Annotated in this window: 22 protein-coding genes; 8 read left to right on the plus strand and 14 right to left on the minus strand. The window is 61.3% G+C overall.

Annotated elements, in window-relative coordinates; all coding sequences use genetic code 11:
* Nucleotides 1-111: 111 nt before the first annotated feature.
* Together G5380_RS18510 and G5380_RS18515 are read left to right on the plus strand one after the other, a co-directional pair.
* Entirely contained in the window at nt 112-591 is a 480-nt protein-coding gene (locus tag G5380_RS18510; RefSeq protein WP_005354955.1) for a hypothetical protein, read from the plus strand.
* A gap of 17 nt (nt 592-608) precedes the next feature.
* Nucleotides 609-1,223 (plus strand): superoxide dismutase, encoded by a 615-nt coding sequence (locus G5380_RS18515; protein WP_421208982.1) that lies wholly within the window; start codon nt 609-611, stop codon nt 1,221-1,223.
* An 84-nt stretch (nt 1,224-1,307) separates the two neighbouring features.
* On the opposite strand, the gene G5380_RS18520 is transcribed toward G5380_RS18515, so the two are convergent.
* From G5380_RS18520 to G5380_RS18555, 8 genes are all read right to left on the minus strand, one after another.
* Nucleotides 1,308-2,255, minus strand: coding sequence for a SanA/YdcF family protein (locus G5380_RS18520; protein WP_263084830.1), 948 nt, complete (start codon nt 2,253-2,255; stop codon nt 1,308-1,310).
* A 187-nt stretch (nt 2,256-2,442) separates the two neighbouring features.
* Nucleotides 2,443-5,202 carry a collagenase gene (locus G5380_RS18525; RefSeq protein ID WP_421352996.1) on the minus strand — a complete coding sequence of 920 codons (2,760 nt, stop codon included), beginning with the start codon at nt 5,200-5,202 and terminating at the stop codon, nt 2,443-2,445.
* A 218-nt stretch (nt 5,203-5,420) separates the two neighbouring features.
* On the minus strand, nt 5,421-6,848 hold the full coding sequence (gene menE, locus G5380_RS18530; RefSeq protein ID WP_421352997.1) for an o-succinylbenzoate--CoA ligase: 1,428 nt from the start codon (nt 6,846-6,848) through the stop codon (nt 5,421-5,423).
* The gene (menC, locus tag G5380_RS18535; RefSeq protein WP_005335937.1) at nt 6,841-7,770 is read right to left on the minus strand and encodes an o-succinylbenzoate synthase; all 930 of its coding nucleotides are present in this window, start codon (nt 7,768-7,770) and stop codon (nt 6,841-6,843) included. The genes menE and menC overlap by 8 nt, the downstream gene beginning before the upstream one ends.
* Nucleotides 7,770-8,630, minus strand: coding sequence for a 1,4-dihydroxy-2-naphthoyl-CoA synthase (gene menB / locus G5380_RS18540; RefSeq protein WP_005363149.1), 861 nt, complete (start codon nt 8,628-8,630; stop codon nt 7,770-7,772). Before menB ends, menC begins: the two co-directional genes overlap by 1 nt.
* Nucleotides 8,623-9,420, minus strand: coding sequence for a 2-succinyl-6-hydroxy-2,4-cyclohexadiene-1-carboxylate synthase (gene menH / locus G5380_RS18545; RefSeq protein ID WP_421208979.1), 798 nt, complete (start codon nt 9,418-9,420; stop codon nt 8,623-8,625). The genes menB and menH overlap by 8 nt, the downstream gene beginning before the upstream one ends.
* The gene (gene menD / locus G5380_RS18550; protein WP_421208978.1) at nt 9,380-11,137 is read right to left on the minus strand and encodes a 2-succinyl-5-enolpyruvyl-6-hydroxy-3-cyclohexene-1-carboxylic-acid synthase; all 1,758 of its coding nucleotides are present in this window, start codon (nt 11,135-11,137) and stop codon (nt 9,380-9,382) included. Before menD ends, menH begins: the two co-directional genes overlap by 41 nt.
* A 32-nt stretch (nt 11,138-11,169) precedes the next feature.
* The gene (locus G5380_RS18555) at nt 11,170-12,492 is read right to left on the minus strand and encodes an isochorismate synthase (RefSeq protein WP_421352998.1); all 1,323 of its coding nucleotides are present in this window, start codon (nt 12,490-12,492) and stop codon (nt 11,170-11,172) included.
* A gap of 208 nt (nt 12,493-12,700) precedes the next feature.
* Here G5380_RS18555 and G5380_RS18560 point away from each other — a divergent pair, with 208 nt between their 5' ends.
* The gene (locus G5380_RS18560; protein WP_182963191.1) at nt 12,701-13,606 is read left to right on the plus strand and encodes a 1,4-dihydroxy-2-naphthoate polyprenyltransferase; all 906 of its coding nucleotides are present in this window, start codon (nt 12,701-12,703) and stop codon (nt 13,604-13,606) included.
* Nucleotides 13,607-13,681: 75 nt separating this feature from the next.
* Here the strand turns inward: G5380_RS18560 and G5380_RS18565 are convergent, their stop codons facing one another.
* Entirely contained in the window at nt 13,682-15,076 is a 1,395-nt protein-coding gene (locus tag G5380_RS18565; RefSeq protein WP_323936301.1) for a PepSY domain-containing protein, read from the minus strand.
* 268 nt (nt 15,077-15,344) lie between these two features.
* On the opposite strand from G5380_RS18565, the gene G5380_RS18570 reads away from it, so the two are divergent.
* Nucleotides 15,345-15,752, plus strand: coding sequence for a hypothetical protein (locus tag G5380_RS18570; protein WP_323936299.1), 408 nt, complete (start codon nt 15,345-15,347; stop codon nt 15,750-15,752).
* Between the two features lie 26 nt (nt 15,753-15,778).
* Here the strand turns inward: G5380_RS18570 and G5380_RS18575 are convergent, their stop codons facing one another.
* Together G5380_RS18575 and dbpA are read right to left on the minus strand one after the other, a co-directional pair.
* Nucleotides 15,779-16,069, minus strand: a complete 291-nt coding sequence (locus tag G5380_RS18575) for a YkgJ family cysteine cluster protein (RefSeq protein ID WP_005341481.1) — start codon at nt 16,067-16,069, stop codon at nt 15,779-15,781.
* A gap of 89 nt (nt 16,070-16,158) precedes the next feature.
* The gene (gene dbpA / locus G5380_RS18580) at nt 16,159-17,538 is read right to left on the minus strand and encodes an ATP-dependent RNA helicase DbpA (protein ID WP_421172272.1); all 1,380 of its coding nucleotides are present in this window, start codon (nt 17,536-17,538) and stop codon (nt 16,159-16,161) included.
* Between the two features lie 544 nt (nt 17,539-18,082).
* Between dbpA and G5380_RS18585 the strand changes: the two genes are divergently transcribed.
* Nucleotides 18,083-19,288, plus strand: a complete 1,206-nt coding sequence (locus tag G5380_RS18585; protein ID WP_216952829.1) for a NupC/NupG family nucleoside CNT transporter — start codon at nt 18,083-18,085, stop codon at nt 19,286-19,288.
* Between the two features lie 64 nt (nt 19,289-19,352).
* Here G5380_RS18585 and G5380_RS18590 read toward each other — a convergent pair whose 3' ends face one another.
* Complete coding sequence (locus tag G5380_RS18590; protein ID WP_216980260.1) at nt 19,353-19,853, minus strand: metal-dependent hydrolase; 501 nt, start codon at nt 19,851-19,853, stop codon at nt 19,353-19,355.
* Nucleotides 19,854-19,978: 125 nt separating this feature from the next.
* Nucleotides 19,979-20,428 (minus strand): YaiI/YqxD family protein, encoded by a 450-nt coding sequence (locus G5380_RS18595; protein WP_005335916.1) that lies wholly within the window; start codon nt 20,426-20,428, stop codon nt 19,979-19,981.
* 140 nt (nt 20,429-20,568) lie between these two features.
* On the opposite strand from G5380_RS18595, the gene zntB reads away from it, so the two are divergent.
* Both zntB and G5380_RS18605 read left to right on the plus strand, forming a co-directional pair.
* Complete coding sequence (zntB, locus tag G5380_RS18600; RefSeq protein ID WP_162895478.1) at nt 20,569-21,534, plus strand: zinc transporter ZntB; 966 nt, start codon at nt 20,569-20,571, stop codon at nt 21,532-21,534.
* Nucleotides 21,535-21,547: 13 nt separating this feature from the next.
* On the plus strand, nt 21,548-22,060 hold the full coding sequence (locus tag G5380_RS18605) for a mechanosensitive ion channel domain-containing protein (RefSeq protein WP_005354921.1): 513 nt from the start codon (nt 21,548-21,550) through the stop codon (nt 22,058-22,060).
* Nucleotides 22,061-22,202: 142 nt separating this feature from the next.
* Here the strand turns inward: G5380_RS18605 and G5380_RS18610 are convergent, their stop codons facing one another.
* Nucleotides 22,203-22,616 carry a hypothetical protein gene (locus G5380_RS18610; protein ID WP_216952830.1) on the minus strand — a complete coding sequence of 138 codons (414 nt, stop codon included), beginning with the start codon at nt 22,614-22,616 and terminating at the stop codon, nt 22,203-22,205.
* A 262-nt stretch (nt 22,617-22,878) separates the two neighbouring features.
* Here G5380_RS18610 and pulA point away from each other — a divergent pair, with 262 nt between their 5' ends.
* Nucleotides 22,879-26,943 carry a pullulanase-type alpha-1,6-glucosidase gene (gene pulA / locus G5380_RS18615; protein ID WP_421352999.1) on the plus strand — a complete coding sequence of 1,355 codons (4,065 nt, stop codon included), beginning with the start codon at nt 22,879-22,881 and terminating at the stop codon, nt 26,941-26,943.
* Nucleotides 26,944-26,950: the final 7 nt, after the last annotated feature.

A 26,950-nucleotide genomic window follows, 5' to 3' on the forward strand; every position in this document is an offset into this window, starting at 1 on the left:
TGCCAAGGCGTGGCCGCGCTGTTTTGGCTGTTTGCTGCGATCCCGACGCCCCTTGTCTCCCGGATATGATTCATGTAATGATAATTATTATCATTTGTTGGTGTGAAGCATATGACAGCAACCTGGGTGAAGGGGTGGGTCGAGTCGACCGAAGGTGGCAGCAGCATGAGTCACTGGAAACAGCAGACCCGAGAGGGTAATCGGCTGTTTGATTGCGGCGAGTATCATCAGGCGCTGGCTCATTATCAGCAGGCGCTCTGGCTGGCTCGTCAGCAGTTGGTGCAGTGGCATGACGCCGATGAGGCGGTGGCGGCGCTGGTTGTGGCTCACCACAATCTGGCGGATCTGCTGGTGGCCATGACTCTGCCCGATCGCGCCGCCGACCTGCTCTGCTATGTGCACGACTGCCTGCTGGCGACCTGTCACTCCCCCGCTTGCTCCTCTCGCCTGCGAGAAGCCGCGTTGCGCCATACCCGCACAACCCGTGCCGAGTTGCTGACGTTCGTACAGCGCCACGGCAGCCACGCCGGGATCATGCGTTCGCTCGGTCACTGCCTGTGTCAGAGCGAGCCCTCATCCCGGCTCCATTAATCCGAACAGAGGTCATCATGAGCCATACCCTGCCAGCCCTGAACTATGCCTACGACGCACTGGAACCCCATATCGATGCCTTGACCATGGAGATCCACCACAGCCGTCATCACCAGACCTATATCAACAACCTCAACGCCGTGCTGGAAGGGTCACCAGAGCTGGCCGCAATGCCGGTTGAAGAGCTGCTGCGCCGCTTCGATACTCTGCCAACCGCCCTGCAGGGGGCGGTCCGCAACCATGGTGGCGGCCATGCCAACCACTCCCTGTTCTGGCTGGTGATGAGCCCGCAGGGGGGCGGTGAGCCGGGTGGTGAGCTGGCTCTGGCCATCGAGCGGGAATTGGGGGGATTCAATGCCTTCAAGCAGGCCTTCACTCAGGCGGCCCTGAGCCGCTTTGGTAGCGGCTGGGCCTGGCTGGTGGTGGACAAGGCGGGCAGATTGCAGGTGGAGAGCAGTGCCAATCAGGATAGTCCCCTGATGCATGGCCATACCCCGATCCTGGGGCTGGATGTGTGGGAGCACGCCTACTATCTCAAGTACCAGAACAAGCGTCCTGACTATATCGCTGCCTTCTATCAGGTGGTGGATTGGCCCGAAGTGGCCCGCCGTTATCAAGCGGCGAGAGGCTGACCTGGTCGCTGGGAATGGGTGTGCAGGATCGCCGCCACAACCCGTGCTGTAATACCAAGACCCGCCAGTTGGCGGGTCATCTGTTTATGGTGCGGCTGTGCTGGCGCTGGCGGCTGAAGGGGCCACCGGCAATGTGGGCAAGGCCGCGCTGGGCGTCTTGGCGGTGGTTTCTGCCGCGGATTTGGCGGGAGTGACCGGCTCAGTCGTTGCCGCAGCGGATAAAGCTAGCGTGACTTGTTCAGTCACGGCCGAGGCAGATGGAGTAGCCGACTCGGTGGCAACCGCGGCAGAAACTGCCGCTGGCTTGGCCTCATCCACCGCCGATTTGGGTTGTTTTAGGCAGGGTTGCAGGCTGCCGATGGTGCTCAGTGACTGGCAAGGCACAGGCAGACCGATGGGCACAGGAGCGCCGAGGAACTTGGGTCCCTTGTCCAGTACATAGAGGTCGAGCAGCCCCATCAGGCGGGCAAAGACTTCCCGCACCCGGGTGCGGATCCCTTGATAGGCGCTGGGATCCTCGGCATTGAAGCCGACCGCATCGATACCGAAATGGCGGGCGATGAAAATGGCCCGCTCGTTATGAAAGCCCTGGGAGACCACGGTAAAGCGCTCCTGGCCGAATACCTCCTTGGCGCGAACCACTGAGTCGAGGGTGCGAAATCCGGCGAAATCCATATATATGGCGGAGGCGGGGATGCCCGCCTTGATCAGGGCGCGGCGCATCTGGCGTGGCTCGTTGTACTGCACGGTGGCGTTGTCACCGGAGACGATGATGAAGTCCACCTTGGCATTGTTGTAGAGCTCGGCCGCCGCCTTGATACGGTATTTGAAGTAGTGGTTGGGGCCGCCACCGGAGAGATATTTGGAGGTACCCAGCACCACCGCAACCCGGTTGTAGGGCACTTTGTCTACCTGATCGTAGGTGTAGTGACGGGCATCCGAGACGATCCACTCGCTGTAGCCCAGCAGCATGGCAATCAGGGCCAGCAGCAAAACGAGGCAGGCGAGGAGGATCTTGGCAAACTTCTTCATGCGCGGTGCGGTCAGGGTCTGAAGTTGGGAGTGGCTATCGGCATTCTATTACAACTCGGCCGCTGGCGTCAGGCTTGATAACGGGCGGGCACCTCATTCGGGCAGAGGTTGTCGCAGCAGAGGCCGGGAGAGCGGGAGGATGAAGATAGGGGCTGCGGTGGCAGCCCCTCTAGTCGGTGAAGGTTTATCAGTGGGCGGAGTCGTTACCCTTGCAGGCGTCTGACTCCTTGTTGGCTTGCCACCAGGGCAGCAGATCCCGGGCGAGCCACGCCTGATAGGCGTCGCTGTCGTTGGCGATCAGCCGGTCCAGCTCCCCTTCGAAGTCGCTCATCGCCTGCTGCCGATCCGGATTGCGCAGCGCCTGTGCCAGCGCCAGCCAGCTGGCGCCGCGACCGGTGTCGTTAAGGAAGCGGTGCACGGTATAGGACCAGGAGTAGACCATCTCGCCACCCTGGTCGTAGTCAAGGTGGAGGATCGCCGCCAGTGTCGGGCGCTGGTTGGCGGGGCGGTTTGCCACGTTATCCAGACCCCGGGCAAAGCACTGGCCGTGGGCGATGTACTCTGCAATCCCCTCGGCCCACCAGGTGGTGCGGTTGAGCGGATAGTGGCCGAAGCTGCCGTACTGGTTGAAGCGGCCATCCAGATAGTGAACGTACTCGTGGCGCAGGTTCCACACCTGGAAGGCGGGGCGTTTCCACTCTGCCTCATAGGCGAAGAAGCGGGCCTGATTGCCGGGGCGAGCCGGATCCCCCTCGATATAGATGCCGCCATTGTCGGTAGAGACGCCAAACAGCGCGCTGCCGTAGCGGCCCCAGTCGGCGGAGGAGTTGAAGATCACCAGCTCCAGCGCCTCGTTGTGATCATCGGCCACCGGTTGCCAGCCTGTCTCCATCTGCTGGTGGAAGCGCTGCTCTTCATCACCCAGCTCGCGGCAGATCCCTTCGGCCTGAGCCAAGGTCAGATCCTGGGCGCGCAGACGCAGGGTGGGCGAGCAGGTGTGCTCGAACGGCAGAATATCTTCCATGCGGATCGGGGTACAAAGCCCGACAAACTCGCCGCTGACACAGGCTTCGCTGGTGCGATCCGTGTAGGTGAGGTAGTAGCTGGAGAGGGTCAGGGAGACCTCTTCCAGCATGGCAGCCGGATGCTGGCCGCCCGGGACCAGTCCCTGCTGGCGCATGATGGCGATGACATCGCGATCAAGCTGTTGGCGATAGGCGATCGCCTTATCCGGGCTGGTGTGATGGAGGTAGCGCATCATCTGGTAGAGGCGGCTGTGGGCATCGAGGATGTTGTTGAAGATAAACAGATCCCGTGAGCCATCGCGCTGTTTCCAGAGGGCCAGTTCGCTCAGGCCCAGTTGCAGCAGGCTCTGGCGCAATGCCGCCTCCTGCTGCAGCACAGCTGCGCTGAAGTCAGCCTGCTGACCGTAAGAGGCGCTCTGATCGACCAGATTGAGCAGCTCGAACAGGCCGTCGGCCCAGGGTTTGTGGCCATTGATCTGCGCCGCATGTTGCACCGCATAGCCGAGCGCCTGGTTGAGCTGGGCCAGCATGGGAGCGGCACTCTGGCGGAAGGCGGCTTGGCCAAGTTGTCCCTGCGCCGCTACACTCCAGGCTTCCAGCACTGTGCCAGCCTGATCCTGTGGTTCAGCTCCCAGCAGCAATGGGTGGTTGAGCAGGTCAATCATCACCCCGGCCAGTGCCCGGGCGGCCTGATCACTCTCCTTGCCAACGCCGCCGTGGTAGTTGTGGGCGCGCACATAGTAGAGCAGCTTGTCCATTGCCGGATGGGTCGGCTGGTTGGCCGCCAGAAGGGCACGCATCCCGCGCACCACCGCCATCAGCTTGGCGTCATCGTGGCCGTAATCCGCCTGCCAGGCAGGACTGTTCTGGCCGCTCACGTCAGCCACCAGTTTGGCGGCATCGCTGTCGAGCAGATCCACATCGGGCTGCTCGGGCTCGGAGCAGAGACGACCGTTGGCGCGACGGCACTCCAGTTGCTCCTCCTTGCTGGCCAGCACGATGGGGCGATTGAGCACCCGGCTCTCCTGCCACTCTTTGCTCTCTGGCAGGGGTTGCCACTCGCCGCCAGCGACCGGGTATTGGTAGCCGCTATCTTGCAGCGTTACCTGAACCTCGCTGCCAGCGGGGATCACCTGACGGCAGATGCGATAGCGGATGGTGTTGCTCCCCTCCTTGCGCTCCTGCGGCTCATCACACTCCTGCTGAGGCGTGAGCTGATCCAGCTGCCACTGATAGCGACGCCAGACGTGGATCTCGCTGACCTGAGCGGCAGCCTGACTGCCTGCCACCGGTTGCAGACGGAAAAAGATCTGCTCCAACCGGCCATCCCGCTCACTCGGGGTCTCTTCAAGTACCTGCAACTGCTGCCAATCCTGCGGCTGATAGTGCCACTCCGACTCGGCGCAGCGGCCCTGCGGGTTGAGTTCGCAGCGATCCAGCTCCCTTTCGCTCTGACCCAGGATGATGGCTTGCGGCAGCGGCAGACGATCCTGCCGCTGGGCGGTCGGCGTGCCCGCCAGCTGCTCCCAGCGACCCTGCTTGAGGCCATAACCGAAGTCATAACTGCTGGCGGGAATGAGCTTGCCCGCCGGAATCCGATCTTCACAGCGCACGAAGCGGATCTGCCAGCCCGCATCTACCTTGAGCTGCGGCTCGCCACACTGTTGCTCGGCCAGTGCGGCGAGATCGCTGCTCTGCCAGTCGAAGCGACGGTAGACCCTAAGCTGTTGGTAAGGAGCATTGCTGCTGCGCGCCTTGAGCTCGTAGGTGATCTCGGTGATGCGAGTGGCCAGTTGCCGGCTCGATTCGCCAGTCAGCTGATACTGTCGCCAGTCATTGGGGGAGTAGTTGGCTTGCGCCGAGGATGTAGCCAAAAGCAGGGGGCCTGCCAGCAGCAGCCACCCGGTACCTGAACGGTTCATTTTTATCCCTTTGTTCTTGTTTGTGTATTGTCTTGCGAGTAATCGCAAGGCAATTTAAACGGTTCCAAAGGGATATCAATTGCCAATTAAAAATCAGATAAATCAATAAGATGGTGTCTTTTTGAGTCTGATCGAATTATCGTGGGTTGGCGCCGCAGTGAGGACTCACATGTTTCTTTTTTGTTTTCAAAGAAGATCGGTAAATTGTGAGTCCGATCTCATTCAGCTTGTCGTGCCCGAGTGGTCTGTTGTCGGGCTACCTTGCCCAGCCGTTGGCGAGAGGGCTTGAGATTGCCACCAAGATCGGGCCAGGGGAGCCAGTGGTCGGGCACCATAAAGCCGGGCAGGGTGGCACGGATCCAGGCAGCTATTTCTGAGTCGGGAACCGGCTCGCCGTGCCAGTCGATAAAGGCGGCGGGGCGTTGCCCCCACTCGTCGCTCGGTACCGGCACCACCAGCGCCTGGGCGACAGCGGGATGATCTACCAGTCGCTGCTCTATGGTTTCGGGCTGGATGTTTTCGCCACCCGAGATGAAGAGGTTATCGAGCCGTCCCTCTACCAGCAGCTCCCCTGCCGCAGTGAACCTCCCCTTGTCGCGAGTATGAAACCAGCCTTCGTCATCGAGGGGCAGATCCAGCTCGCCAGCCCGGTAGTAACCGGCAAACAGGGTGGCGCCGCGCACGCAGATCTCCTGCTCACTGATGCACACTTCCCGCCCCGGTAGCGGTTTGCCAACTACGCCTGTATCGCCGGGTAACGCAGTGCAGACCTGACTGCCCATCTCGGAGAGACCATAACTCACCTTGGGTTCGAGCCCCATGGCGCAGAGGCGCTTCACCAGCGGTTGCGGGATGGCGGCGCCACCGAGCAGCAGCTCGCGCAGGCGGGTTCGGGCGGGATCAAAACCCTCTGCCAGCAGGCGCCAGAGCTGGGTTGGCACCAACGAGAGGTGAGTGATGGGCTGGCACTCCAGCCGCTCCTTGAGGGAGCGTTCACGCTGATCCAGCACCAGCGTGGCGCCCACCAGAAAGACCCGAAACAGGATGGCGTAGCCGCCCACATGGAACAGCGGCAGGGAGAGCAGCCAGCCGCAGGCCTCATCGAGGGGAATAAGGGTGGCAGAGCCGCGTGCCGAGGCCAGGTGGTTGCAGAGCCGATGCACCACCGCTTTCGGCGTACCGCTGGAGCCGGAGGTGAGGATCATGTTGTTGAGCTGGGTCGATGCCAGCGGCCATGTTTCCTCGCTTGCTGGCCGTTCGCGCGTGAAGTCGAGCTGCAGGGGCTGCCAGTTGCCTGCCGGGATCTCCCCTGCCGACCAGAAGGCATCGGCATCGAGTTGCACCGCCAGCTCGCGCTGCTTTTCGAGAGGAAAGGCGGGGTTGAGCGGGCAGAACACCACGCCGCTGCGCACGCAGGCCCATGCCAGCAGCACATCTTCCAGCGCACCGCGCACCACTGCAGCCAGATGATCGCCACGGCGCACTCCGGCTTGTTCCAGCTGTTGGCACAGGCTGTTGAGGCGTGCATCGAGCTGGCGGTAACTGAGGGGGGAGACTGCGTGGATGGCAATGCGGTTCGGGGCTGTGATTGCCCGGTGGCGTACCGGGCAAGGTGTCTGTTCGGGTGAACGGGAGGGGTCAATCACGGTAATACAGTTGCTCCAGTCGGCTCAGATCCGGTTTGCCATCTTCCCCCAGCAGGTTGCCTGCCATCCAGCGGCGGGTATCCAGACCCGGCGCCTGTTCGGGAGCCCATTCGCCTGCCAGATGAAAGAGCTGGTTCAGGCCCAGATCCGATTCGAAGCAGGAGGAGATGATAACCTTGAGCCGCAGTTCGCGGGCGCGGGCGATCAGCGCTTCGCAGTTGGCCAGCGAACCGAGCAGGGTGGGTTTGAGCACCAGCGCGCGCAGTTGCGGGATCGGCTCCCACGGCTTGCCCTGCGCCAGCAGTTCGTCCAGCGCCACCGGCATGCCGGTGCGGTTGGCGACAAAGGCGATGTCGGCAAAGTCGGCGCAAGGGTCTTCCAGATACTCGATGCGATTCGGGTCGAGGTGGCCGCAGAAGGTCCACGCCTCCTCGCGGGTCCAGCCCTGGTTTGCATCCAGCACCAGCTTGAGGGAGGGGAGGCGATCGCACAGCAGGCGGATCAGCGCCAGCTCGTCACGCATCGGGTAGCGCGCCACCTTCAGCTTGGCCTTGCCAGGCGTGCGGTGCAGCCACTCTTTCCAGTTGCGCAGCAGCTCCTGGGGGGAGCCTTGAATGAGGGGATAGGGCTCCGGCAGCGGGTTGCGCTGTTCGGGCCAAGTCCGGCGCGCGCAGTCGAGGCCAAATTGCACCGACGGCAGCACGGGGTTCGGGGTGTCACCGGCGGCCAGGGCCGCCAGCGTGGCAAGGGCTTCTGCCTCTGCCTGTTGCAGGCTCTCTTTCGAGAAGCCGGGCAGGGGGGCGATTTCCCCCCAGCCGTCGTTGATGCGCACCAACAGCCCCTCTCGCGCCACCTCCACCTTGCCGTGAAAGGTCAGTGGCTGGGTAAAAGGCAGTTGATAGCGATACAGGGCTAGTGTCATCAGGGGTTCCGCTTGTATTTGGAGAAGTCGGGGCGACGCTTTTCGTTGAAGGCGTTGCGGCCTTCCTGACCCTCTTCGGTCATGTAGAACAGCATGGTGGCATTGCCCGCCAGCTCCTGCAAGCCCGCCTGACCATCACAGTCAGCGTTGAGGGCGGCTTTCAGGCAGCGCAGCGCCATCGGGCTGTTTTGCAGCATTTCGCGGCACCAACGCACGGTTTCACGCTCCAGTTCCGCCAGCGGCACGACGGTGTTGACCAGACCCATGTCGAGGGCTTGCCGGGCATCGTACATGCGGCAGAGGAACCAGATTTCGCGCGCCTTCTTCTGGCCGACGATGCGAGCCATGTAGGAAGCACCCCAACCGCCATCGAAGGAGCCTACTTTCGGGCCGGTCTGGCCAAACTGGGCGTTGTCGGCGGCGATGGTCAGGTCACACATCATGTGCAGCACGTGGCCGCCACCGACTGCGTAACCGGCCACCATGGCAACCACAGGTTTCGGGCAGGTGCGGATGTCGCGCTGGAAGTCGAGCACGTTGAGGTGGTGAGTCCCCTCGTCATCACGGTATCCACCGTAGTCGCCACGGATCTTCTGGTCGCCACCGGCGCAGAAGGCTTTCTCGCCAAAACCGGTCAGGATGATGGTGCCGATCTGATCGTCATAACGGGCATCGGCCAGCGCTTGCAGCATCTCTTTGACGGTGCGGGGGCGGAAGGCGTTGCGCACCTGGGGACGGTTGATGGTGATCTTGGCAATGCCATCGTTGGACTTGTGATAGAGGATGTCCTCGTAACCGGCGGAGCAATCTTGCCATTCAACAGGTGCATACAGTTCAGCTTCCGTCATTGCTTCAATCATGACTCGTCTCTTCTTGTTGGTTGACCCACTCCGCGAGGAGTCGGGCAAAGTTATCAGGCTGATGGGCGTGCAGATTATGGCCGCCATCCAGCACCAAGTGGTTGATTCTGCGATTTTGGTTCGCCAGCTGGCAAGCCAGCTGATGGAATTTGTGATCCCGCTTGCCACTCACATAAGTAACCGGCAGCTGGCTCGCCATGAGCCAGGGGGCGAGATCCGGCTGCTTGCCTAGCGAAGTGGCGCGCAGCATGGTGGCGATGCCCTGACCGTCGTTGCCAAGGCGGCGGGCGATCTGGCGGGCCCGGGCCGCATCGTCAAGATCGGCAAACACCCCTTGCCGGTACCAGTCTGCCAGCACGTCAGCCAGGGGCTCACGCTCGAAGCGCTGCGCCCACTGTTCATCATGCTGGATGCGGGCGGCCCGCTCACTGGCCGGTAGACCCGGGTGGCAGTTCTCCAGCAGCAGTCCCCGCAGCCCGGCGGGCTCGCGGCTGGCGTGATAGAGGGCCAGTCGCCCACCCAGCGAGTAACCCGCCAGCAGATAGCGTTCAATGTTGCGGCTGGCCAGCTCGGCGACCAGCCACTGGTGGCTCTGCTCAAAGTCGCTGACGTTGAGATCGCGATACTGGCCGTGACCCGGCAGATCGAGGGCGATGCAGCGGATGGCAGGCAGCCGGTCGATCACCGGTTGCCAGTCGCCGCCATCCCCCAGCAGGCCGTGCAGCAACACCAGCGGCACATTGGCATCTTTATTTGCCACGGATGGCGGCCCCCAGCGCCTTGAGATCATCGGCCACCTGCTCGCTCGGTACCCGGATCTCGATCAAGGTAACGCCATGTTGGAGGGCTGCGCGGTAATCCTGTTCGAACTCGAGCAGGGTGGTCGGTGCCCGATAGGCGAGACCAAACATGGCGGCGGCATGTTCAAAACTGAGGCCGTGGGGCAGCCGGTAGTAGCTCTCCAGCAGCTCCCCTTCGGTGGGCACCGGCAACATACGAAAGATGCTGCCGCCATCGTTGTTGAGCAGGATCACCACCAGCGGTCGACTCGCCTTGCTGAGCAGGGCGAGGCTATTGAGATCGTGCAGGGCGCTGAGATCCCCAAGCAGCAGGGTGGTGGGCTCATCACTGTCCTGCTCGATTGATTGGGCAAACCCGTAGGCGGTGGCGATCAGACCATCGATGCCGGAGGCGCCGCGGTTGGTCATCACCCGGCTCGGCCCCTTGCCCGTTTCGCCGAGCATATCCATCAGTCGTGCCGGCATGCTGTTGCCGACAAACAGTTGGCCTTCGATCAGGCGGTTGAGGCGATGGCAGACCCCAAGCTCGGAGAAGTACTCGCAGGCGGCGGCGATCTGCTGGCTGGCGTTGTGTTGCAGCTCGGCCAATGTGTGCCAAGGGGCCCGGGTGGTGACCGGATGGGCCGCAGCAAAGGCGCTGGCGCTGCACAGCAGCCGGTTGCGCAGCCGGTAGTCGGGATCGAGCCGCGCCGGTTGCGGATCCACCAGCCAGTAATCCTGCCATGAATGGTGTTTGATGAACTGGCCAAGCCGCTTGGAGACAAGCCGCGCGCCAAATTGCAGCAGCACCTCGGCGCGGCCGAGCTCGGCGACGAATTCAGGGTCGTTGAGCGCCAGATCTATGTGGATGAGGTTGCGACTATCGAAGCGGATCTGGCTCTGCAGATCCGCCAGCAGCGGCCAGCCAAGTTGCTCCGCCAGCGCGGCGGCGGTCTGTGCCTGCTTCGGGTCGGTAATGCGACCAGCCACAACGATACCGCGCTGTTGGCGAAAGGTTTCCCACTCCGCCTGAGGTGGGCAGCTCGGCTCGTTTTGCTGCCACGGGCTCCAGGGCTTGCGCGAGCAGAGCCAGTCACCGAGAGGCGCCAGATAGTCGGAGAAATCCTGATAGTGCTCGCCCGGGTAGAGGGGCTCGGGGTACATGCAGTTGAAGTGCACCACCCCGGGGGTGAGCACCTGTTTGGCCAAGGCTTGGTCCACCGAGCTCAGCACAAACGCCGCCGGAATGGTCGGGGTGGGGCTCGGCAGGTTCTGTTGATAGACGGGGTAGTGGCCGAAGATCCCCTGCTGGTCGATCGCCTGATTGGCGCCGTTGTCGATAAGCTCGTGGGGGCGATCGGCGGAGAGAATAATCAGCGGCACGCAGGTGAGCTGGGCCTCTGCCACGGCGGGCCAGAGGTTGGCTACCGCGGTGCCCGAGGTCATGATCACCGCCACCGGCCGGTTGCTCCCCTTGGCCAGCCCGAGCGCCATAAAGCCGAGGCCGCGCTCGTCAAAGTGCAGGTGACGACGAAAGCCTTGATGGGCCGCGGCCGCCATGGTCAGCGGCGCAGAGCGGGAGCCGGGGGCCAGCGCGATGTCGCGCACCCCGAGGCGAAAGAGCTCCTCCAGCAAGAGGGAGGACCAGACGTGGTTGAAGGTGGCGTGCTGGTTCGAAAACGGGGGGCAGGCAAACTCTTCGCTGGCAGGCTCTTTACGGGTGGGCATAGGGGCTCTCGTAGCGTGAAAAGGGTGAATGACTATCCCAGCAGGGAGAGCACATTGGCGATCTTGTTGTCGAGTTCGGCCCACTCGGCGACAGGCTCGGAACCGGCGACAATGCCGGCACCGGCAAACAGAGTGACGCTGCCCGGCTGAATGCGTGCGCTGCGAATGGCGACCGAGAACTCGGACGTCTCCCGACTCAGCATGCCGCAGGCTCCGGCGTACCAGCCCCGATCGTAGGGTTCGAACTCGCGGATAAAGGCGAGCGCTGCCTCGCGCGGAGCGCCGCCCACCGCCGGCGTCGGGTGGAGGGCGTCGAGCAACTGCCAGTCGCAGACCCCGGGCTTGATCTCGGCTTCGATATCGCACTTGAGATGTTGCAGCAGCCGCAGTTTGAGAATGCGCGGCTCGGTCAGGGTGGCATCGTGGGTCAGTGGTGCCAGACGGCTCAGGATGTCGGCGTGTACCAGTCGGTTCTCCAGCCGGTTCTTGCTGTCGGCCAGCAGTTCGGCGGCCAGTTGGGCATCCACCTCTTCATCGCCGGAGCGGCGAATGGTGCCCGCCAGCGCCTCGGTAAAGAGGTGGCGATCTTCCCGGCGGTAGAGCCGCTCGGGAGAACAGGCGATAAAGGCCTGCTCGGGGGAGAATTGAAAACCGAAGTGGAAGCAGTCCTGGGCGTGGCGGGCCCACTGGTCGAGCATGGCCCAGGGATTGATATCCGCATCATGGTTCGGACTGGTCAGCACGCTCTCCCGCGACAGCACCACCTTGGGAGTGTGGGCCTGAAAATCGGGGGCTGTGACGCGCTCCACCAGCGTTTGCCACTGGGCGGGGCCGGGGCAATCCTGTCGCTGCCAGGGCTGCTTTTGCAGGGCGGGCAGCGGGGCTTCCGGGTGCAGGGCATCGAGGGCGGCTTCGGCCGCCTGCAGTTCGGCCTCGAGATTGTTTTCATCCAGCCAGAGGTTGAGGCAGAGACTGACGCATTCACCACGGCGCACCAGCTCGATACGGGGCAGCACGAAACGGCAGGGGCCAAACCCTTGCCAGCCGGATTGGGCCGGATCGAACGCCAGTCCGCCATAGTAGCGAGGGCTGTCGTCATGATGCTGGTTGGCTGTGTTAGTGCACACCTGCTTGATGGCGTGCGGCTCGGTCAGTTCATGGATGGCGCCCAGCGCGACATACTCGGGACGAGCCTCTCCACGGGCCTGCCAGTAGATGCGGGGATAGAGGGTTTGCGCAGCGAGCCAGCCCAGAAAGGAGCGGATTTCGATCGCCACTCGCAACCGTACGAAGCCGCTGACGTTGCTGTGACGCAGGGCGTCCAGTTGTTGCTTGATATGGGTCTGAGCCAACATGGATTCTTTTCTGAGCCGGGTAGTAACGAGCGATCCGGTAGCTGGATGCCGTAGGTTTATGCCAAAGGGCGATGATTTCCTATATATTATCTGCCCATTCGTCCATGTAAATCGCCCGCGGGAGCTTCACTCTCCGGGGCCAAGTATACCCAAATCCGGTTCGATAACCCTTAACACGATCAATATCCGATTGTTTGGCCATCACAAAATGACAAATACCTTCTCTGTTTGGTTGCTGGCGGCGCGTTTGCGAACACTGCCGCTCGCCTGCTCTTCCATCCTGCTGGGCTCCGGGCTGGCTGCCAGTCGTGGTGCCTTCGATGGCACCATCATGGCGCTCTCTCTGCTGACCGCCATCCTGCTGCAGATCCTCTCCAATCTGGCCAACGATTACGGCGATGCGGTTTCCGGCGCCGACAACGGTGAGCGGATCGGCCCGCAGCGGGCGGTGGTCTCCGGTCTTATCACCAAAAAGCAGATGTGCGTGGCGATGGGGCTTACTGCGCTGGCGGCGGTGGCCAGTGGCCTACTGCTGCTGGGCTGTGCCTTCGGCGGCCAGTGGCTGCAGATTTTGGCATTTGTAGTGCTGGGTGGCGCGGCCATTGTCGCGGCGGTGACCTACACCGTGGGCAAGACTCCCTACGGCTATCGCGGGTTTGGCGATATCTCGGTGTTCTTATTCTTCGGTCTGTTGGGGGTGCTCGGCTCCTACTACCTCTTCACCAAGAGTCTGGAGTGGGATCTGCTGCTGCCCGCCACCGCCTGTGGCCTGCTGGCCACCGCCGTGCTCAATATCAACAATGTGCGCGATATCGAGACCGACGCCGCCAGCGGCAAGATCACCCTGGCGGTGCGCCTTGGCCGCAACCGCGCCATCGCTTATCACTGGGTACTGTTGGGGGCGGCGCTGCTGGCAACCATCGCCTTTATCCTGATCCAGCCCGCCAGTTTCTGGCCGTGGATCTTCCTGCCCGCCATGAAGCCTCTCAGCGATGCGGCCAAGACCCTTCGCGAAAGCTACGATGGCGAGGTGCTGACCGGTTCCCTCAAGAAGACCGCCATCAGCGCCTTTCTGTTCAGCCTGCTGCTCTCCATCGGGTTGGCGCTCTCCTGACAGCTGGTCGCAGCGCGCCAAGGCGAATAATGAAAAGGGCTCCCGAGATGGGAGCCCTTTTTGGTTTTGGCCGGTTTAGCTGGCGCGTGCCACCCTGAGAGGGCGGCGGGAGAAAATCAGGGTATCCAGCAGCCAGATGGCGATCATGGAGGCGCCCACCAGCGGGAAGGCGATTCCCAGCAGGATCAGCAGGGCGATGGCACCGCGCATCGGCGGCAATTTGGCGGGCAGTGGCGGCGCGGCGAGACGGCCCTGCGGACGGCGGCACCACCAGATCCAGAGGCCGCTCACGGCGCTGGCCAGCACCATCAGGCAGATAAGCAGCATGGCGAGCTGATGGGGCCAGCCGTAGAGCTTGCCCATGTGCAGCATGACGCCGCTCTCCACCGTCTTGGCAACCGGGCCGTAATCCTGCCAGCGCACATCGGCCAGCACCTTGCCGCTGTATTGATCGATATGCAGGGTGGCGTCGTTGCGCGGATCGTCGGCAAACAGGGCGATGGTGTAGACGCCGGTGGCGCCGACCGGCGGGGTGATGCTGTAACCCGGTTGGACTCTCCGCTCATGGGCGATCTCGACCACCTGTTGCAGCGGGATCCGCTGGCTGGCCATCACCACTCCCTCGTGCTCGCCGTGGTTCATGGCACCGTGATCGTGCCCCTCATCGACCGGCTGCGAGCTGGGCATAGGGGTGTTCTCCACTGCCCAAGGGACGGTCTGCTCGTGGGCCTGATTCAGGCTTCGGGCCAGCGGTGCCGATTTGGGCACCTCATTCCACATGGTGGCGGGGAAGCGGTTCCAGACCGCGGCAAACTGATCGCCCCAGAAACCGGTCCAGGTCATGCCGCTCAGCAGCAATAGCAACAGGAAACCGGCGCCCCAGAAGCCGACCACCGCGTGCAGATCCCGCCACCAGAGGCGGCCACGCTGGCTGACTCTGGGCCAGAGGATGCCGCCCACCCCGGGCCCCTTGCGTGGCCACCAGAGGTAGAGGCCGCTCAGCAGCAGTACCACTCCCCAGCCTGCGGCCAGTTCGATCAGCCGATCCCCCGTGGGGCCGAGCAGCAGGTCGGCGTGCAGGGAGCGAGCCACCGCTTGCAGATTCCACTTGTTATCCATGGTGCCGAGCAGGGCACCGCTGGCGGGATCCATAAACAGGGTCAGCTCCTGTTCGCCCCGATTGACGATGAACTGGGCGCTCTGATCGGGAGCGACAGGCGGCAGATATTTACGCAGGCTGGCATCGGGCATGGTCATCATCGCCTTGGCCAGCAGCTGGTCGGCACTCAGGGTCTGGCTGGCGGGGGCGACCTTCATCAGCTCTGGGTACATCAGGTTGTCGAGCTGGGGTTTGAACAGATAGACGATCCCGGTCAGTGACAGCAGGATCAGGAAAGGGGCGACAAAGAGACCGGCGTAGAAGTGCCAGCGCCAGATCCGTTGGTAATGACTCGAGTCCCTTTTTTTCATTGCACATCCTTGTTGAGGTGCCAAACCTTTCGGCAGGTGGAATGTTTGTGGCGGCGCGGATAATAGCAGTAACGTTTCGTTAACTGCAATCACACATCTTGAGATCGGTTCAGTGCGGGATGTCGGTAACATGAGGTGCCGACGGTTTGCTGGATAGGATGACCACGCTTTGGGGAAAGCCTGTTTGCTGCTGGACTTTTCCTTATAAATTATTACCTTGTGGTAACAATTTGCAGGCAATGGTGGTGGTAACGGAATGGGAGCAGTCATGCAGCCACATGGGCAATTTGACATGGAGCGCAGTGGCCAGATGCTGATCTGCCGCCCGAGTGGCCCTTTTAATCTGGCAGGTGCCATGGCCTATGAGGCGCGATTTCGTCACGAACTGGCCGGATTGATGGATGGCCCCTGGGGGATTGTCGAGGTCGCGACCGAGTTTGAAGCGGCCGGGCCCGAGGTGCTGGCCCGTTTTCGTCGCCAGTTTGGCTGGTGTGCCGAGAGTGGCTGTCAGTTTCTGGCGGTGGTCTTCGTGGGGGGCTTCAAGCGCTATCTGGCGGATAATATCTTCACGGGATTGCCCTTTCGGGCGGTACGTTATTTCGAGCAGGAGGCAGCGGCGATACAGTGGCTGGGAGAGCAGCTCAGCACTGCTCCCTGTGAACCTGCGAGCGCTTGACCACCCTTATCCTGACTGGCCTTGGCTCAATCCAGCTTGATAAACCACTTGTCCCGTTCGTCAACGCAGTCGGGCTCACCCATTTCGAATTCACGGCAGATCAGCGGCCGCACCTCGTAGATACGGCACATCATGGTGTTGCGGTCGAGGGCCGCACACCAGCCATCGTCCAGCCGGCGCATGACCGGTATCTCGCCATCCCGTTCCAGTACATAACGGTCCGGCACGCCGGTATCGGTAAAGAGCATCACTTCGAGGCGGCAGCAGCAGGCTTCGCAGTTTTGGCAGCTCACATCGGTTTGGATTGCTTGGGTCATGGTGCCTGTCTTGCCGCATGGCGGCATCGGAGATATGAAACAGGCGCCTGTCAGGCGCCTGTGGTCTGGCTAACGACTTGCAAAGAACCTTAGCCCAGTTTGCGGGCGCGGTAGCTGCGCCCCTTGATCTTGCCTTCCTGCAACCGCTTGAGGGCGGCGCTCGCCACGCTGCGCTTCACCGCGACGTAGGAGTACTGCTCGGAGATCTGGATCTTGCCGACGTCGGCGCCGGCAATGCCGCCTTCACCGGTCAGGGCACCCAGAATGTCACCGGCCCGCACCTTGGTCTTGCGGCCTGCATCGATGGAGAGGGTCACCATCTGCGGGGCGATCGGCTTGATGTCGCGGCCGATGCTGTCGAGATCACCCAGCGGCATCGGAGCTTGCTGGTACTCTTCGATAAAGTTGACGCGCTGGGCCTCGTTCGGCTGATAGAGACTCAGGGCCAGACCCTGCTGGCCGGCACGACCGGTACGGCCGATGCGGTGCACGTGCACTTCCGGATCATAGGTCAGCTCGTAGTTGATGACGGCGCCCAGCTCCTTGATGTCGAGGCCGCGGGCCGCCACATCGGTGGCCACCAGAATGGTGGCGCTGCCGTTGGCAAAGCGCACCAGCACCTGATCCCGCTCGCGCTGTTCCAGATCGCCATTCAGCGCCAGCGCCGAGAAGCCCTTGGCGGCCAGATGGTCGGCCACGTCGTTACAGGCGCGCTTGGTGTTGCAGAACACCACGCAGGAGCTGGGCTGGTAGTGACTCAGCAGCCAGGTGAGGGCGTCGAGGCGATGACCGGCAGGCACTTCATAGAGCTTCTGTTCGATGGCGCTCCCCTCGTGCAGGGACTCCACGCTCACCTCGACCGGATTGCGCTGCACGCCGCGGCTCATCTGGGCGATCCCTTCCGGATAGGTCGCGGAGAAGAGCAGGGTCTGACGCTGTTGGGGGGCATAGCTGATGACCCGGTTGATATCTTCGCCAAAGCCCATGTCCAGCATGCGATCCGCTTCATCCAGCACCAGCGTCTTGAGGCCGGAGAGCTCCAGCGTACCTTGCTCCAGATGTTTGAGAATGCGACCCGGGGTGCCAACAGCGATGTGGGCACCAAAGCTCAGGGTGGCGGACTGCGGTGCGGTCGGGGTGCCGCCGCACAGGGTCACCAGCTTGACGTTGGGCAGGGCGCGCGCCAGACGACGGATCTCGGTGGCCACCTGATCCGCCAGTTCGCGGGTCGGGCAGAGCACCAGCGCCTGCACTTCGAGGCGGTTGACGTTGAGCTTGGCCAGCAGGCCGAGGCCGAAGGCGGCGGTCTTGCCGCTGCCGGTTTTTGCCTTGGCGATCAGGTCTTTGCCATCGAGCACCAGGGGCAGGCTCTGGGCCTGGATCGGGGTCATCTGCAGGTAACCCAGGCTGGTGAGGTTCTCTTGCAGGGCGGGGGAGAGATTGAGGCTGCTAAATTCGCTGTTGTTCACAAAAGGACTCTATTTCGGAGAAAACGGGGATGCGCGAGCGCTAAGGCCGCGCATCATACCAGAATGTGGCACCGGATGTGGCGGATTTTTGAACGGCTGGCCATGGGGGGCACATTATGGGGGTATTTGTTGCCAGATTGGTTGTGAGCAATATGTGAAAGGATATCGGGGTAATTATTCAAACATGCGTGTAATTATTTATTGCGGATAAACGTTTGCCATTTCTGTTGTTTAAATATAATGGTTGAAAAATATTCTATTGGCGAGTGTGGCATTAAGCACAATGTTGCGAAAATGATATCAAGATATTTTGGAGGGCCATGAAAATGCCATTTTAATTATGTAATATCATGTTTTTTAATGAATTTGTCGTCGTCAAAGTTGTGCGATTAATATCAGGTTGTTGCGTAATTAATTTAAAAACGTTTGTATTATCCTGCATGCATATTATTACACGGGATTGTGATGACTCTCTGATTTTTAAATGTGCAAATGTCTATGATGGCGCCGGTCGAAAATTACAATTCACTCAGGTGCTACAGGTATGGAATACGTTCACTTTGTGCTCGGACTGGTGATGGTCCTCGCTCTTTCTCTGCTGGCTAACCGCCACAACTGGAGACAGATCAAGCTGCGTTATATCGGCCAACTGCTGGTGGTCGAGCTGGCGCTGGCCTGGTTCATGTTGAACTCGGAAGTGGGTCTGGCTGTGGTGGGTGGCTTCGCGGCCGGCTTCACCAAGCTGATGGAGTTTGCCAAGCAGGGAACCGACTTTGTATTTGGCGGCATGATGAATGAAGGTTCATTTACCTTCTTCCTGATGGTGTTGATGCCCATCGTCTTCATCTCCGTGTTGATCGGTATTCTGCAGTACATCCGCCTGTTGCCGCTGGTGATCCGCGGTATCGGTACCGTGTTGGCCAAGATCAACGGCATGGGCAAGCTGGAGTCCTTCAACGCCATCAGCTCCATGATCGTCGGTCAATCCGAGAACTTCATCGCGCTCAAGAACATCCTGCCGCACCTGAACGAGAAGCAGATGTACACCCTGGCGGCGACGGCGATGTCTACCGTCTCCATGTCCATCGTCGGTGCCTACATGCAGCTGATCGAGCCGCGTTACGTGGTGGCTGCGCTGGTGCTCAACATGTTCAGCACCTTTGTCGTGCTGTCGCTGATCAACCCGTACGAGCCGGACAATACCGTGACCGATGCCAAGGCGCTGGCCGAGGGCGACGAGCACCATACGCCGAAGAGAGAGAACTTCTTCGAGATGCTGGGCGAGTACATCATGGCCGGTTTTTCCGTTGCCGTTATCGTGGCGGCCATGCTGGTGGGCTTTATTGCCCTGATCGCCCTGGTCAACTACCTGTTCGAGCTGGCGTTTGGTGTCAACTTCCAGTACGTCATGGGCTACCTCTTCTATCCAATCGCCTGGATTCTGGGTATCCCGAGTGGTGAAGCGCTGCAAGCGGGCTCCATCATGGCGACCAAGCTGGTGACCAACGAGTTCGTGGCCATGATGGATCTGGGCAAGATTGCTGCCGAGCTCTCCCCGCGTACCGTCGGCATCCTCTCCATCTTCATGGTCTCTTTCGCCAACTTCAGCTCCATCGGCATCATCGCCGGTGCGGTAAAAGCGCTGAACGAAGAGAAGGGCAACATGGTTTCCCGCTTCGGTCTGAAGCTGGTCTACGGTTCAACTCTGGTCAGCCTGCTCTCTGCTGTTATCGCAGGCATCATGATCTGATCCTCTAGTGCCATCTGCCACGGTTTGAGCCCCTGACCTCGTCAGGGGCTTTTTTATTTCTGGCTTACAGGCGCCAGCCGCACCACCAGCCGGCAACCAGCAGGGTGAGGGTGCAAAAGCCGGTTTCGATGGCGCCGCCACTGCGCAGCGACCAGCCTGGCAGGCGGTAACGGCGCTTGATGGGCCAGAAGAGCGGAATGCCCGCCGGGGTGAGCCAGTCCCCCAGCAGATGGCTGAGGTAGCCGACGATCAGGGCATCCTTGACCCCCATGGGCAAGGTGTCCGGCGGCAGGCTCTGGTTCAGCCCCCAGACGGCAGCGGCGACCGCCAGCAGACTGTGGGTGAAACCGCGATGCCCGAACAGCCGCGACAGAGGTTTCGAGATCCACGGCAGTCGTTGCCCCAGCACCGATTTGGGGTGGTCGAGGTCGGGCAACAGGGCGCTGGCCAGCGCGGCAGGGATGGTCTGCCACAGACTGGCATCTGCCAGGGCCGGGGTGAGCTGCAGTTTGTGGGCGATCAGGGTGCAGGTAACGGAGAAGAGCAGGTGCCCTTGGGCGGTCATGATGATTACGGCGTGGACAAGATGGCGGCGCATCTTACCAGCCTGACGGTTGTGGTCAGCTCTTATTTTAAAAATCAGGATGTTACGGCGAAAAAGCGCCCAAATTGGGCGCCTTTATAGCCTATTTATAACTTGCCTTTGACCAGCCACTTGTCGAGGGCGTTGGCGAAGCGCTGCTTGTCGGCGGCATTGAAGGGGGCCGGGCCGCCGGTTTGCACGCCGGCCGAGCGCAGCTCTTCCATAAAGTTGCGCATGCCGAGCCGCGCCTTGATGGTCTCGCGGGTGTAGATCTCGCCACGGGGGTTGAGCGCCTCGCCACCGGCATCGATCACCCAGGAGGCGAGGGGGATATCACCGGTGATCACCAGATCGCCGGGCTGAACCTGCTGGGCGATGACATGATCTGCCACATCGAATCCCTTCTCCACTTGCTGGGTTTTGATGAAAGGCGAGGGGGGCACCCGCAATCCCTGATTGGCCACCAGGGTGGTGACGACCTGGGCGCGGTGGGCGGCGCGGTAGAGGATCTCCTTGACCGGAATGGGGCAGGCATCGGCATCAACCCAGATGGGCATGGCATGGTTTCCTGTAGTGAAAGCGGATGGAAAACGAGAGCGGCCATGTTAACACAGGCCTCCCCTTCCCGGCGCGGGGCTGAGTCGGCCCCGCCTTTGGTGTAAGCTGGGGCCAGCACATGAAACGAGAAGGAGACGAGATGGATCGGGTGCCCGGTGAAGTGATTTATGCCCTGACCCTGGATGGCAAGGGGGGCATGGCGCCGCTGATGGCGGGAAGCGAAGTCCCGGCGGGACATCCCGGCTGGCTGCATCTGGATTACGGCAATCCCGATTCGGCGCGCTGGCTGTTGCAGACCCCCTTGCTCAGCGAGGCGGCCAGGGAGTCGCTGCTCGGCCAGAGCAATCGTCCCAAGCTGGTGCGGATGGGGGAGACGGTGCTGCTGATCCTGCGCGGCATCAACCACAACAAGGATCACAGGCCCGAAGAGATGGTGGCGCTGCGCATCTTCATCACCCCGGATCTCATCATCAGCAGCCGTCGTCGTCCGCTGCTCTCCGAGCAGGATGTCTTCAACCAGCTCAAGCTGGGGGGCGGCGCCGATACCCCGGCCGACTGGCTGGTGGAGATTTGTGATGCCCTGACCGATCGGGCGGGGGAGTTTGTCGAGGAACTGCACGACAAGATCCTCGATCTGGAGGAGATGGTGCTGATGCGCGACATGCCCGCCAATGGCCGCTTGGCGCTGATCCGCAAGCAGCTCATCATGATCCGCCGCTACCTCTCCCCCCAGCGGGATCTGGTGGCGCGCCTTGCCAACGAGAAGATCAGCTGGCTGGATGAGGATGATCGCCGTCGTCTGCTCGATATCGCCGATCGGCTGCGGCGCTGGCTCGACGACCTCGATGCGGGAGTGGCACGCACCGCTGTGCTGGCAGACGAGATCAACAATCTGATGGCGGAGGCGACCAACCGCCGCGCCTACCAGATGTCGGTGATGGCGCTGCTCTTTTTACCTGCCAGCTTCCTGACCGGCCTGTTTGGCATCAACCTGGGGGGCATTCCCGGGGCCGAGAATCCGACCGCCTTCTGGGTCTTCTGTGGTTCGCTGGTGGCGCTGGCCAGCGGGCTGGCTATCTGGCTCAAACATCGGCGCTGGTGGTAAGGAGGCATAACCCATGTGGCAATCAATTGGTCTGACCCTACTGCTGTTGCTGGGGCATACCCTGATCCGGCGGCTGATTCACAAGAGCCTGCTGGCGCTCGGTCAGAGCAGGCAGGTGAGCGAGAACCGGGTGCTCTACGTGGCCCATGTGTTCCACTTCCTGCTCGGCTGCGCCACCTTGCTGGTGCTGGCCGGGGTGTGGGGGCTCGACTTCTCCCGACTGGTGGTGCTCGCGTCCTCCTTCTTTGCGGTATTGGGGGTCGCCATGGTCGCCCAGTGGTCGATCCTCTCCAACATCACCGCCAGCATCACCATCTTCTTTGCCTTCCCCTACAAGATTGGCGACCGGATCCGCATCCTCGACAAGGATGATTCGGTCACCGGCGTCATCACCGAGATTGGCCTCTTCTACGTGCGGGTGCGTGATGACAACGGCGATCTGGTCACCTATCCGGCCAACCTGATCCTGCAAAAGCCGGTCAGAAAGCTGGAGGGCAAGGTGGCGGAACCGCTGCAACCGGAGTAGCAGGACATTTGCTGCCGGGGGGCTGGGCGTAGCGAGGAGTGATGCTCTGGTGTAAATCCACCACGCCTTCATTCGACACAGGCTATTGTGGATGCGTGCTGCGGCCACAATAGCCAGAACGACTCAACAGTTGGCTCCGCAGCTAGATCTCCTGTTGTGAGAGATCGGCCTGCGGCTTGTGTTGCCAGATTGCGCCGAGCAGCAACTTGAGCAGCAGTCCGGGCGGGTTGTCCAGCAGTTTGCCGGACTCCAGCAGCAACTGGCCATCGGCGCGAAATCCGAGGCTGGCATCTATGGTGCCATCCTCCGAGACCACCTGGATCAGGCCATTGAGGGCGGAGCGTTCACCGGGCTGACAGCGCAGCCGCAGTTCGCGGGGTTCCCCCAGCAGAGTGAAGGCGCGGCTCAGCGGGGGTGAGTCTTCATAATCGGGCCAGTTGAAGAAGTGATACTGTTCGGCCAGGGCGCCAGCCTGCTGGCAGAACTGGTCGAACAGCTGCCCGATCGCCTGATACTCCTGATCGAGTCGTCTTGCCTGCTCTTCAATCCGTTTCATTGCTTACTCCTTGTCTATCCACTTGATCAGACATTGCTTTTCTGACCCCGTGACTGCCGTTTTCCAGATATGAGGCCAAATGGCCGCGAGGTCTGTGAGCCGGATCGAAGTTTCAGTCTGAAAACGTTATCTTGTTGAAACTGGATGGTTTTTTTGCCCTCTCGCTCACATTTGAATCGATTGCCGCTGATTAATATGGCACCGCCTGGCAATGACCGGGTGCTCGACTATCGAGACTAACTACAGCGGGAATTATAAAAATATGGATATGAAAAAGACCAAAGTGGCGCTGGTAACAGCCTCACTGCTCGCGCTTTTGTCTGGCTGTAATGACAACAGCTCTGATGCCTCCGGTGTGAACCCCGTCCCCCCTACACCGCCTACACCTGAAGTCACCGATGGGCCTGTCGCTCGTCTGCCCAAGATGGATCCCCCGAAAGAGTTGCTGGTTGCCGGCGACAATCAGGTGGTCATTGCACTGGTGGATACCCAGTCGGCAGCCAAAGGCGCCAAGGCACCGTTTGACAGCTACAGCCTGCACCTTTGGAACAACGACGCCTGCCAGGCAACGGCAGATAGCGGCCTGAATACCGGGTGGGATGACAAGAGCAAGACACCGGCCACCGCCGACAGCTTTGGTCCGGCCTGGGTCGTTCCGCTCAACAAGGTGGAAGGGTGCATCAACTTTATCGCCCGCAACGGCGATCTGGCCAACCTGACCGGCAGCGATATGAAGGTGATCTTCAGTGAGCACCCGGATCGCACCGTGGCCATTGTCGCGGGCAAGAAAGATCTGTTTGGCAGCCGTGCCGAAGCCTTTACCGCCGCCTTTGGCGTGGCGGGGGCCAGCGCTCATTTGATCGATGGCAATACCCTGATTTGGCAAGGGGGCAAGGACAAGCCCCACGTTCGCCTCTATTACACCGACTCGGGCACCATCAAGGCCAATGCCGATGGGGTGTTCGATTTCCCCTATATCAGCCTGACCGCGACCAGCCTGACTGCCGAGCAGCAGGCCAAATATCCGCACCTCAAGGATGCGGCCGCCTTCGCCCTGCCTGCCGGTAAAGATCTCAAGCCCCTGCTCAAGGGGGAACTGGTGGCTATCGGCACTGATGCCGACGGTATCCTGCAGGGGGCGACCCTGGTGCAGAGCGCCGGCGCTCTCGATGCGCTCTATGCCCCAGAGGCGACCAAGCTGAGCTATGGCGCAGTGGTAGAGGGTAACCGGGTGACCTTCCGCCTCTGGGCGCCGACCGCCAAGTCGGTCAAGTTGGCCCTCTACAACGCCAGCCACCAGAAGAGTGGTGAGGTGGCCATGACTTTCGACAGCGCCAGCGGCAGCTGGAGTTACGAAGGGGGCAGTGAGCTGATCGGCCAGTTCTATCGCTACGATATGGAGGTCTACCATCCGCTGAGCCGCAAGGTTGAGCACTACGAGGTGACCGATCCCTACTCCCTGAGTCTGGCGATGAACTCCGAGTTCAGTCAGGTAGTGGATCTCGACGATCCGGCCCTGAAACCGGAAGGGTGGGACAGCCTCAAGGCGCCCCACAGCCAGCAGAACCCCGCCGATATCACCATCTATGAGGCCCATGTTCGTGACCTGACCGGTAACGATGCCTCCACCGATGAAGAGAAGCGCGGCAAGTTTGTCGGCCTGACCCAGCCCGACTCTGTACCGGTCAACCATCTGAAAGCGCTGGCAAAGAGCGGCGTCAGCCACTTGCACCTGCTGCCGGTGTTCGATATCGCCACCGTCAACGAGGATCCGGCCAAGGTGGCCAATCTCGGCGATGACTTCAGCAAGCTCTGTCAGGTCAATCCGGATGTGAAAACATCCAAATTTGGTGGCTATTGCGGTGGCGGCCAGACCGTGGGAGATGTGCTGGCCGACCTGCAAGGGGGCGACAGCAAGGATAATCCGCAGGTGCAGGAGCTATCCGGTTACCTGCGCGGCGTCGACTCCTTCAACTGGGGTTATGATCCCTACCACTACACCACGCCGGAAGGCTCCTACGCCACCAACGCCGAGGGCACCAAACGTATTCTGGAGTTCCGCGAGATGGTCAAGGCCATCAAGCAGAACATCGGCATGAACGTGGTGATGGATGTGGTCTACAACCATACCAACGAATCCGGGCTCGGCCCCAAGTCGGTGCTCGACAAGATAGTGCCTTGGTACTATCAGCGCCTCAATCCGGAGACCGGCTCGGTGGAGAACTCCACTTGCTGCTCCAACACGGCGCCGGAACACGCCATGTTTGCCAAGCTGATGGATGACTCCCTGGTCACCTGGGCGCGCGACTACAAGATCGACGCCTTCCGCTTCGACCTGATGGGCCACCATCCGAAAGATCAGATGGTGCAGGCGCTGGCCGCGGTGAAGAAGGTCAATCCCGAGATGTACTTCTACGGCGAGGGGTGGAACTTCGGCGAAGTGCAGGATGACAAGCGCTTCGTGCAGGCTACCCAGAAGCATCTGGGCGGTACCGGTATCGGCTCCTTCTCCGATCGCTTGCGCGATGCGGTGCGCGGCGGCAGTCCGTTCGACGGTGGCGATACCATTCGCAAGACCCAGGGCTTTGGCAACGGTGCCTTCGTCGATCCTAACGAAATGAGCAAGGTGGATCTGGCGACGGCCTTGCACCAGTCCGATCTGGTGCGGCTCGGCATGGCGGGCAACCTCAAGGAGTTCGTGCTGACCGACAAGGATGGCATGCCGAAGAAAGGCGCCGAGATCGACTACAACGGTCAGCCTGCCGGTTATGCCCAGGATCCGGTGGAAGTGCAGAACTATGTCGACAAGCACGACAACCAGACCCTGTTCGACAACCTGATCTACAAGGCGCCTGCCGGAGCCGATCTGGTGCGGATGCAGGGGGTCTCGCTGGCGACTGCCATGCTGGGTCAGGGCATTCCCTTCACCCACGCCGGTGTCGAGCTGCTGCGTTCCAAATCCATGGAGCGGGACAGCTATGACTCGGGCGACTGGTACAACAAGGTCGACTACACCCTGGGCGACAACAACTTCGACAAGGGATTGCCGCGCAAGGACAAGGATGGCGACAACTATCCACTGATCGAGCAGGTGCTCGGCAAGCATGCCAAGCCGGGCTCGGCCGAGATGGCGCAGATGGTGAGCTTCTATCAGGAGCTGGCGGAGCTGCGCAACTCATCCCGCCTGCTGCGTCTGGGCAGTGGCGCCGAGGTGATCAAGCGGGTCGACTTCCGCAATACCGGCCCGGATCAGGTGCCGGGCCTTATCGTCATGACTGTGGATGATGGCGTCAGTGCCGGAGCGGATCTGGATCCGGCCATCGACGGTCTGGTGGTGATGATCAACGCCAGCAACCAGAGCCAGAGCATCGGCGACTTCCGTGACGGTAACGATCAGCCGATCGATCTGAGCGGTATGGTGCTAAGCAGCAAGCATCGCGCAGTCGACAGCATCGCCAGCGGCGCCGCCTATGATAACGGCCAGCTGACGCTGGGGGCCTGGTCTGCCGCTGTGTTCGTCAAGCCGCAGTCTGGTGCACAGGGTGCGGGCCTGCCGGTCAGCAAGAAGACCGACCTGAGCACCCTGCCACCGTTTGGCAACACCGATGTTTATCTGAAGGGGTTCCTCGATGAGTGGGGCAACACCAACCAGATGACCTTCAGCGGCAACTTTATGTACGAGTTCACTACCGAGGTGAGCACCGACAAGCTGGGTACCACCAACGTCAAGATCGCTGACGCCAGCTGGGGGCCGGTCAACTACGGCAGCTGTAACGCCGGTGACAAGCTGGTGGTTGGCACTCCGCTGACCCTTTGCAAGGGGGGAGAAACCGGCAATATCGGTGTCGATCTGGCCAAGGCAGGCAGCTACAAGTTTGTCTTTACCGCCATGAACAAGGACAAACCGACCCTGAGCGTCAGCTTCACCGAGCCTGTGCAGAGCTGCAAGGTGCTGGATACGGTGGCGGGCAATCCGCTTGGCTACAACCTCTTCGTCAAGGGTGAGCTCTCCGGCTGGGGAGCCCAACCTCAGTACCAGCTGAGCTACAAGGGGATGGACGGCGATCTCGCCATCTATCAGGCGGCGTTCAACTACGCTGGCAGCACCGAGTTCAAGGTCGCCAACGAGGACTGGAGCAAGGAGTACCTGCTCAACGGTGGCGGCGCGGTGAACGCTGAAACCGGCTATTCGTTCGCCTTCTCCAAGGGGGGCAGTGCCAATAACAGCATCACCCTGCCGCAGGGGCTGTGGAGTGTGCTGGTGAAGGTTGACCCGGCTGGCGTCAAGGCGGGCACAGCCGTCATTCAGGAGTGCAGCGTCAAGTAAGCAAGCC

This window comes from Aeromonas sp. 604443 (genome assembly GCF_049170315.1).
In the GTDB taxonomy this organism is placed as follows: Bacteria; Pseudomonadota; Gammaproteobacteria; order Enterobacterales; family Aeromonadaceae; genus Aeromonas; species Aeromonas veronii_A.

Coding starts and splice junctions, on each gene's coding strand:
- menC (WP_005335937.1), bottom strand. CDS start 7,770: ATGACACTAGCCCTGTATCGCTATCAACTGCCTTTTACCCAGCCACTG.
- G5380_RS18560 (WP_182963191.1), top strand. CDS start 12,701: ATGACAAATACCTTCTCTGTTTGGTTGCTGGCGGCGCGTTTGCGAACA.
- zntB (WP_162895478.1), top strand. CDS start 20,569: ATGGATCGGGTGCCCGGTGAAGTGATTTATGCCCTGACCCTGGATGGC.
- G5380_RS18565 (WP_323936301.1), bottom strand. CDS start 15,076: ATGAAAAAAAGGGACTCGAGTCATTACCAACGGATCTGGCGCTGGCAC.
- G5380_RS18510 (WP_005354955.1), top strand. CDS start 112: ATGACAGCAACCTGGGTGAAGGGGTGGGTCGAGTCGACCGAAGGTGGC.
- G5380_RS18570 (WP_323936299.1), top strand. CDS start 15,345: ATGCAGCCACATGGGCAATTTGACATGGAGCGCAGTGGCCAGATGCTG.
- G5380_RS18585 (WP_216952829.1), top strand. CDS start 18,083: ATGGAATACGTTCACTTTGTGCTCGGACTGGTGATGGTCCTCGCTCTT.
- menD (WP_421208978.1), bottom strand. CDS start 11,137: ATGCCCACCCGTAAAGAGCCTGCCAGCGAAGAGTTTGCCTGCCCCCCG.
- G5380_RS18515 (WP_421208982.1), top strand. CDS start 609: ATGAGCCATACCCTGCCAGCCCTGAACTATGCCTACGACGCACTGGAA.
- G5380_RS18575 (WP_005341481.1), bottom strand. CDS start 16,069: ATGACCCAAGCAATCCAAACCGATGTGAGCTGCCAAAACTGCGAAGCC.
- pulA (WP_421352999.1), top strand. CDS start 22,879: ATGGATATGAAAAAGACCAAAGTGGCGCTGGTAACAGCCTCACTGCTC.
- G5380_RS18590 (WP_216980260.1), bottom strand. CDS start 19,853: ATGACCGCCCAAGGGCACCTGCTCTTCTCCGTTACCTGCACCCTGATC.
- G5380_RS18525 (WP_421352996.1), bottom strand. CDS start 5,202: ATGAACCGTTCAGGTACCGGGTGGCTGCTGCTGGCAGGCCCCCTGCTT.
- G5380_RS18605 (WP_005354921.1), top strand. CDS start 21,548: ATGTGGCAATCAATTGGTCTGACCCTACTGCTGTTGCTGGGGCATACC.
- G5380_RS18520 (WP_263084830.1), bottom strand. CDS start 2,255: ATGAAGAAGTTTGCCAAGATCCTCCTCGCCTGCCTCGTTTTGCTGCTG.
- menH (WP_421208979.1), bottom strand. CDS start 9,420: ATGATCTCAAGGCGCTGGGGGCCGCCATCCGTGGCAAATAAAGATGCC.
- G5380_RS18555 (WP_421352998.1), bottom strand. CDS start 12,492: ATGTTGGCTCAGACCCATATCAAGCAACAACTGGACGCCCTGCGTCAC.
- G5380_RS18610 (WP_216952830.1), bottom strand. CDS start 22,616: ATGAAACGGATTGAAGAGCAGGCAAGACGACTCGATCAGGAGTATCAG.
- menB (WP_005363149.1), bottom strand. CDS start 8,630: ATGATTGAAGCAATGACGGAAGCTGAACTGTATGCACCTGTTGAATGG.
- G5380_RS18595 (WP_005335916.1), bottom strand. CDS start 20,428: ATGCCCATCTGGGTTGATGCCGATGCCTGCCCCATTCCGGTCAAGGAG.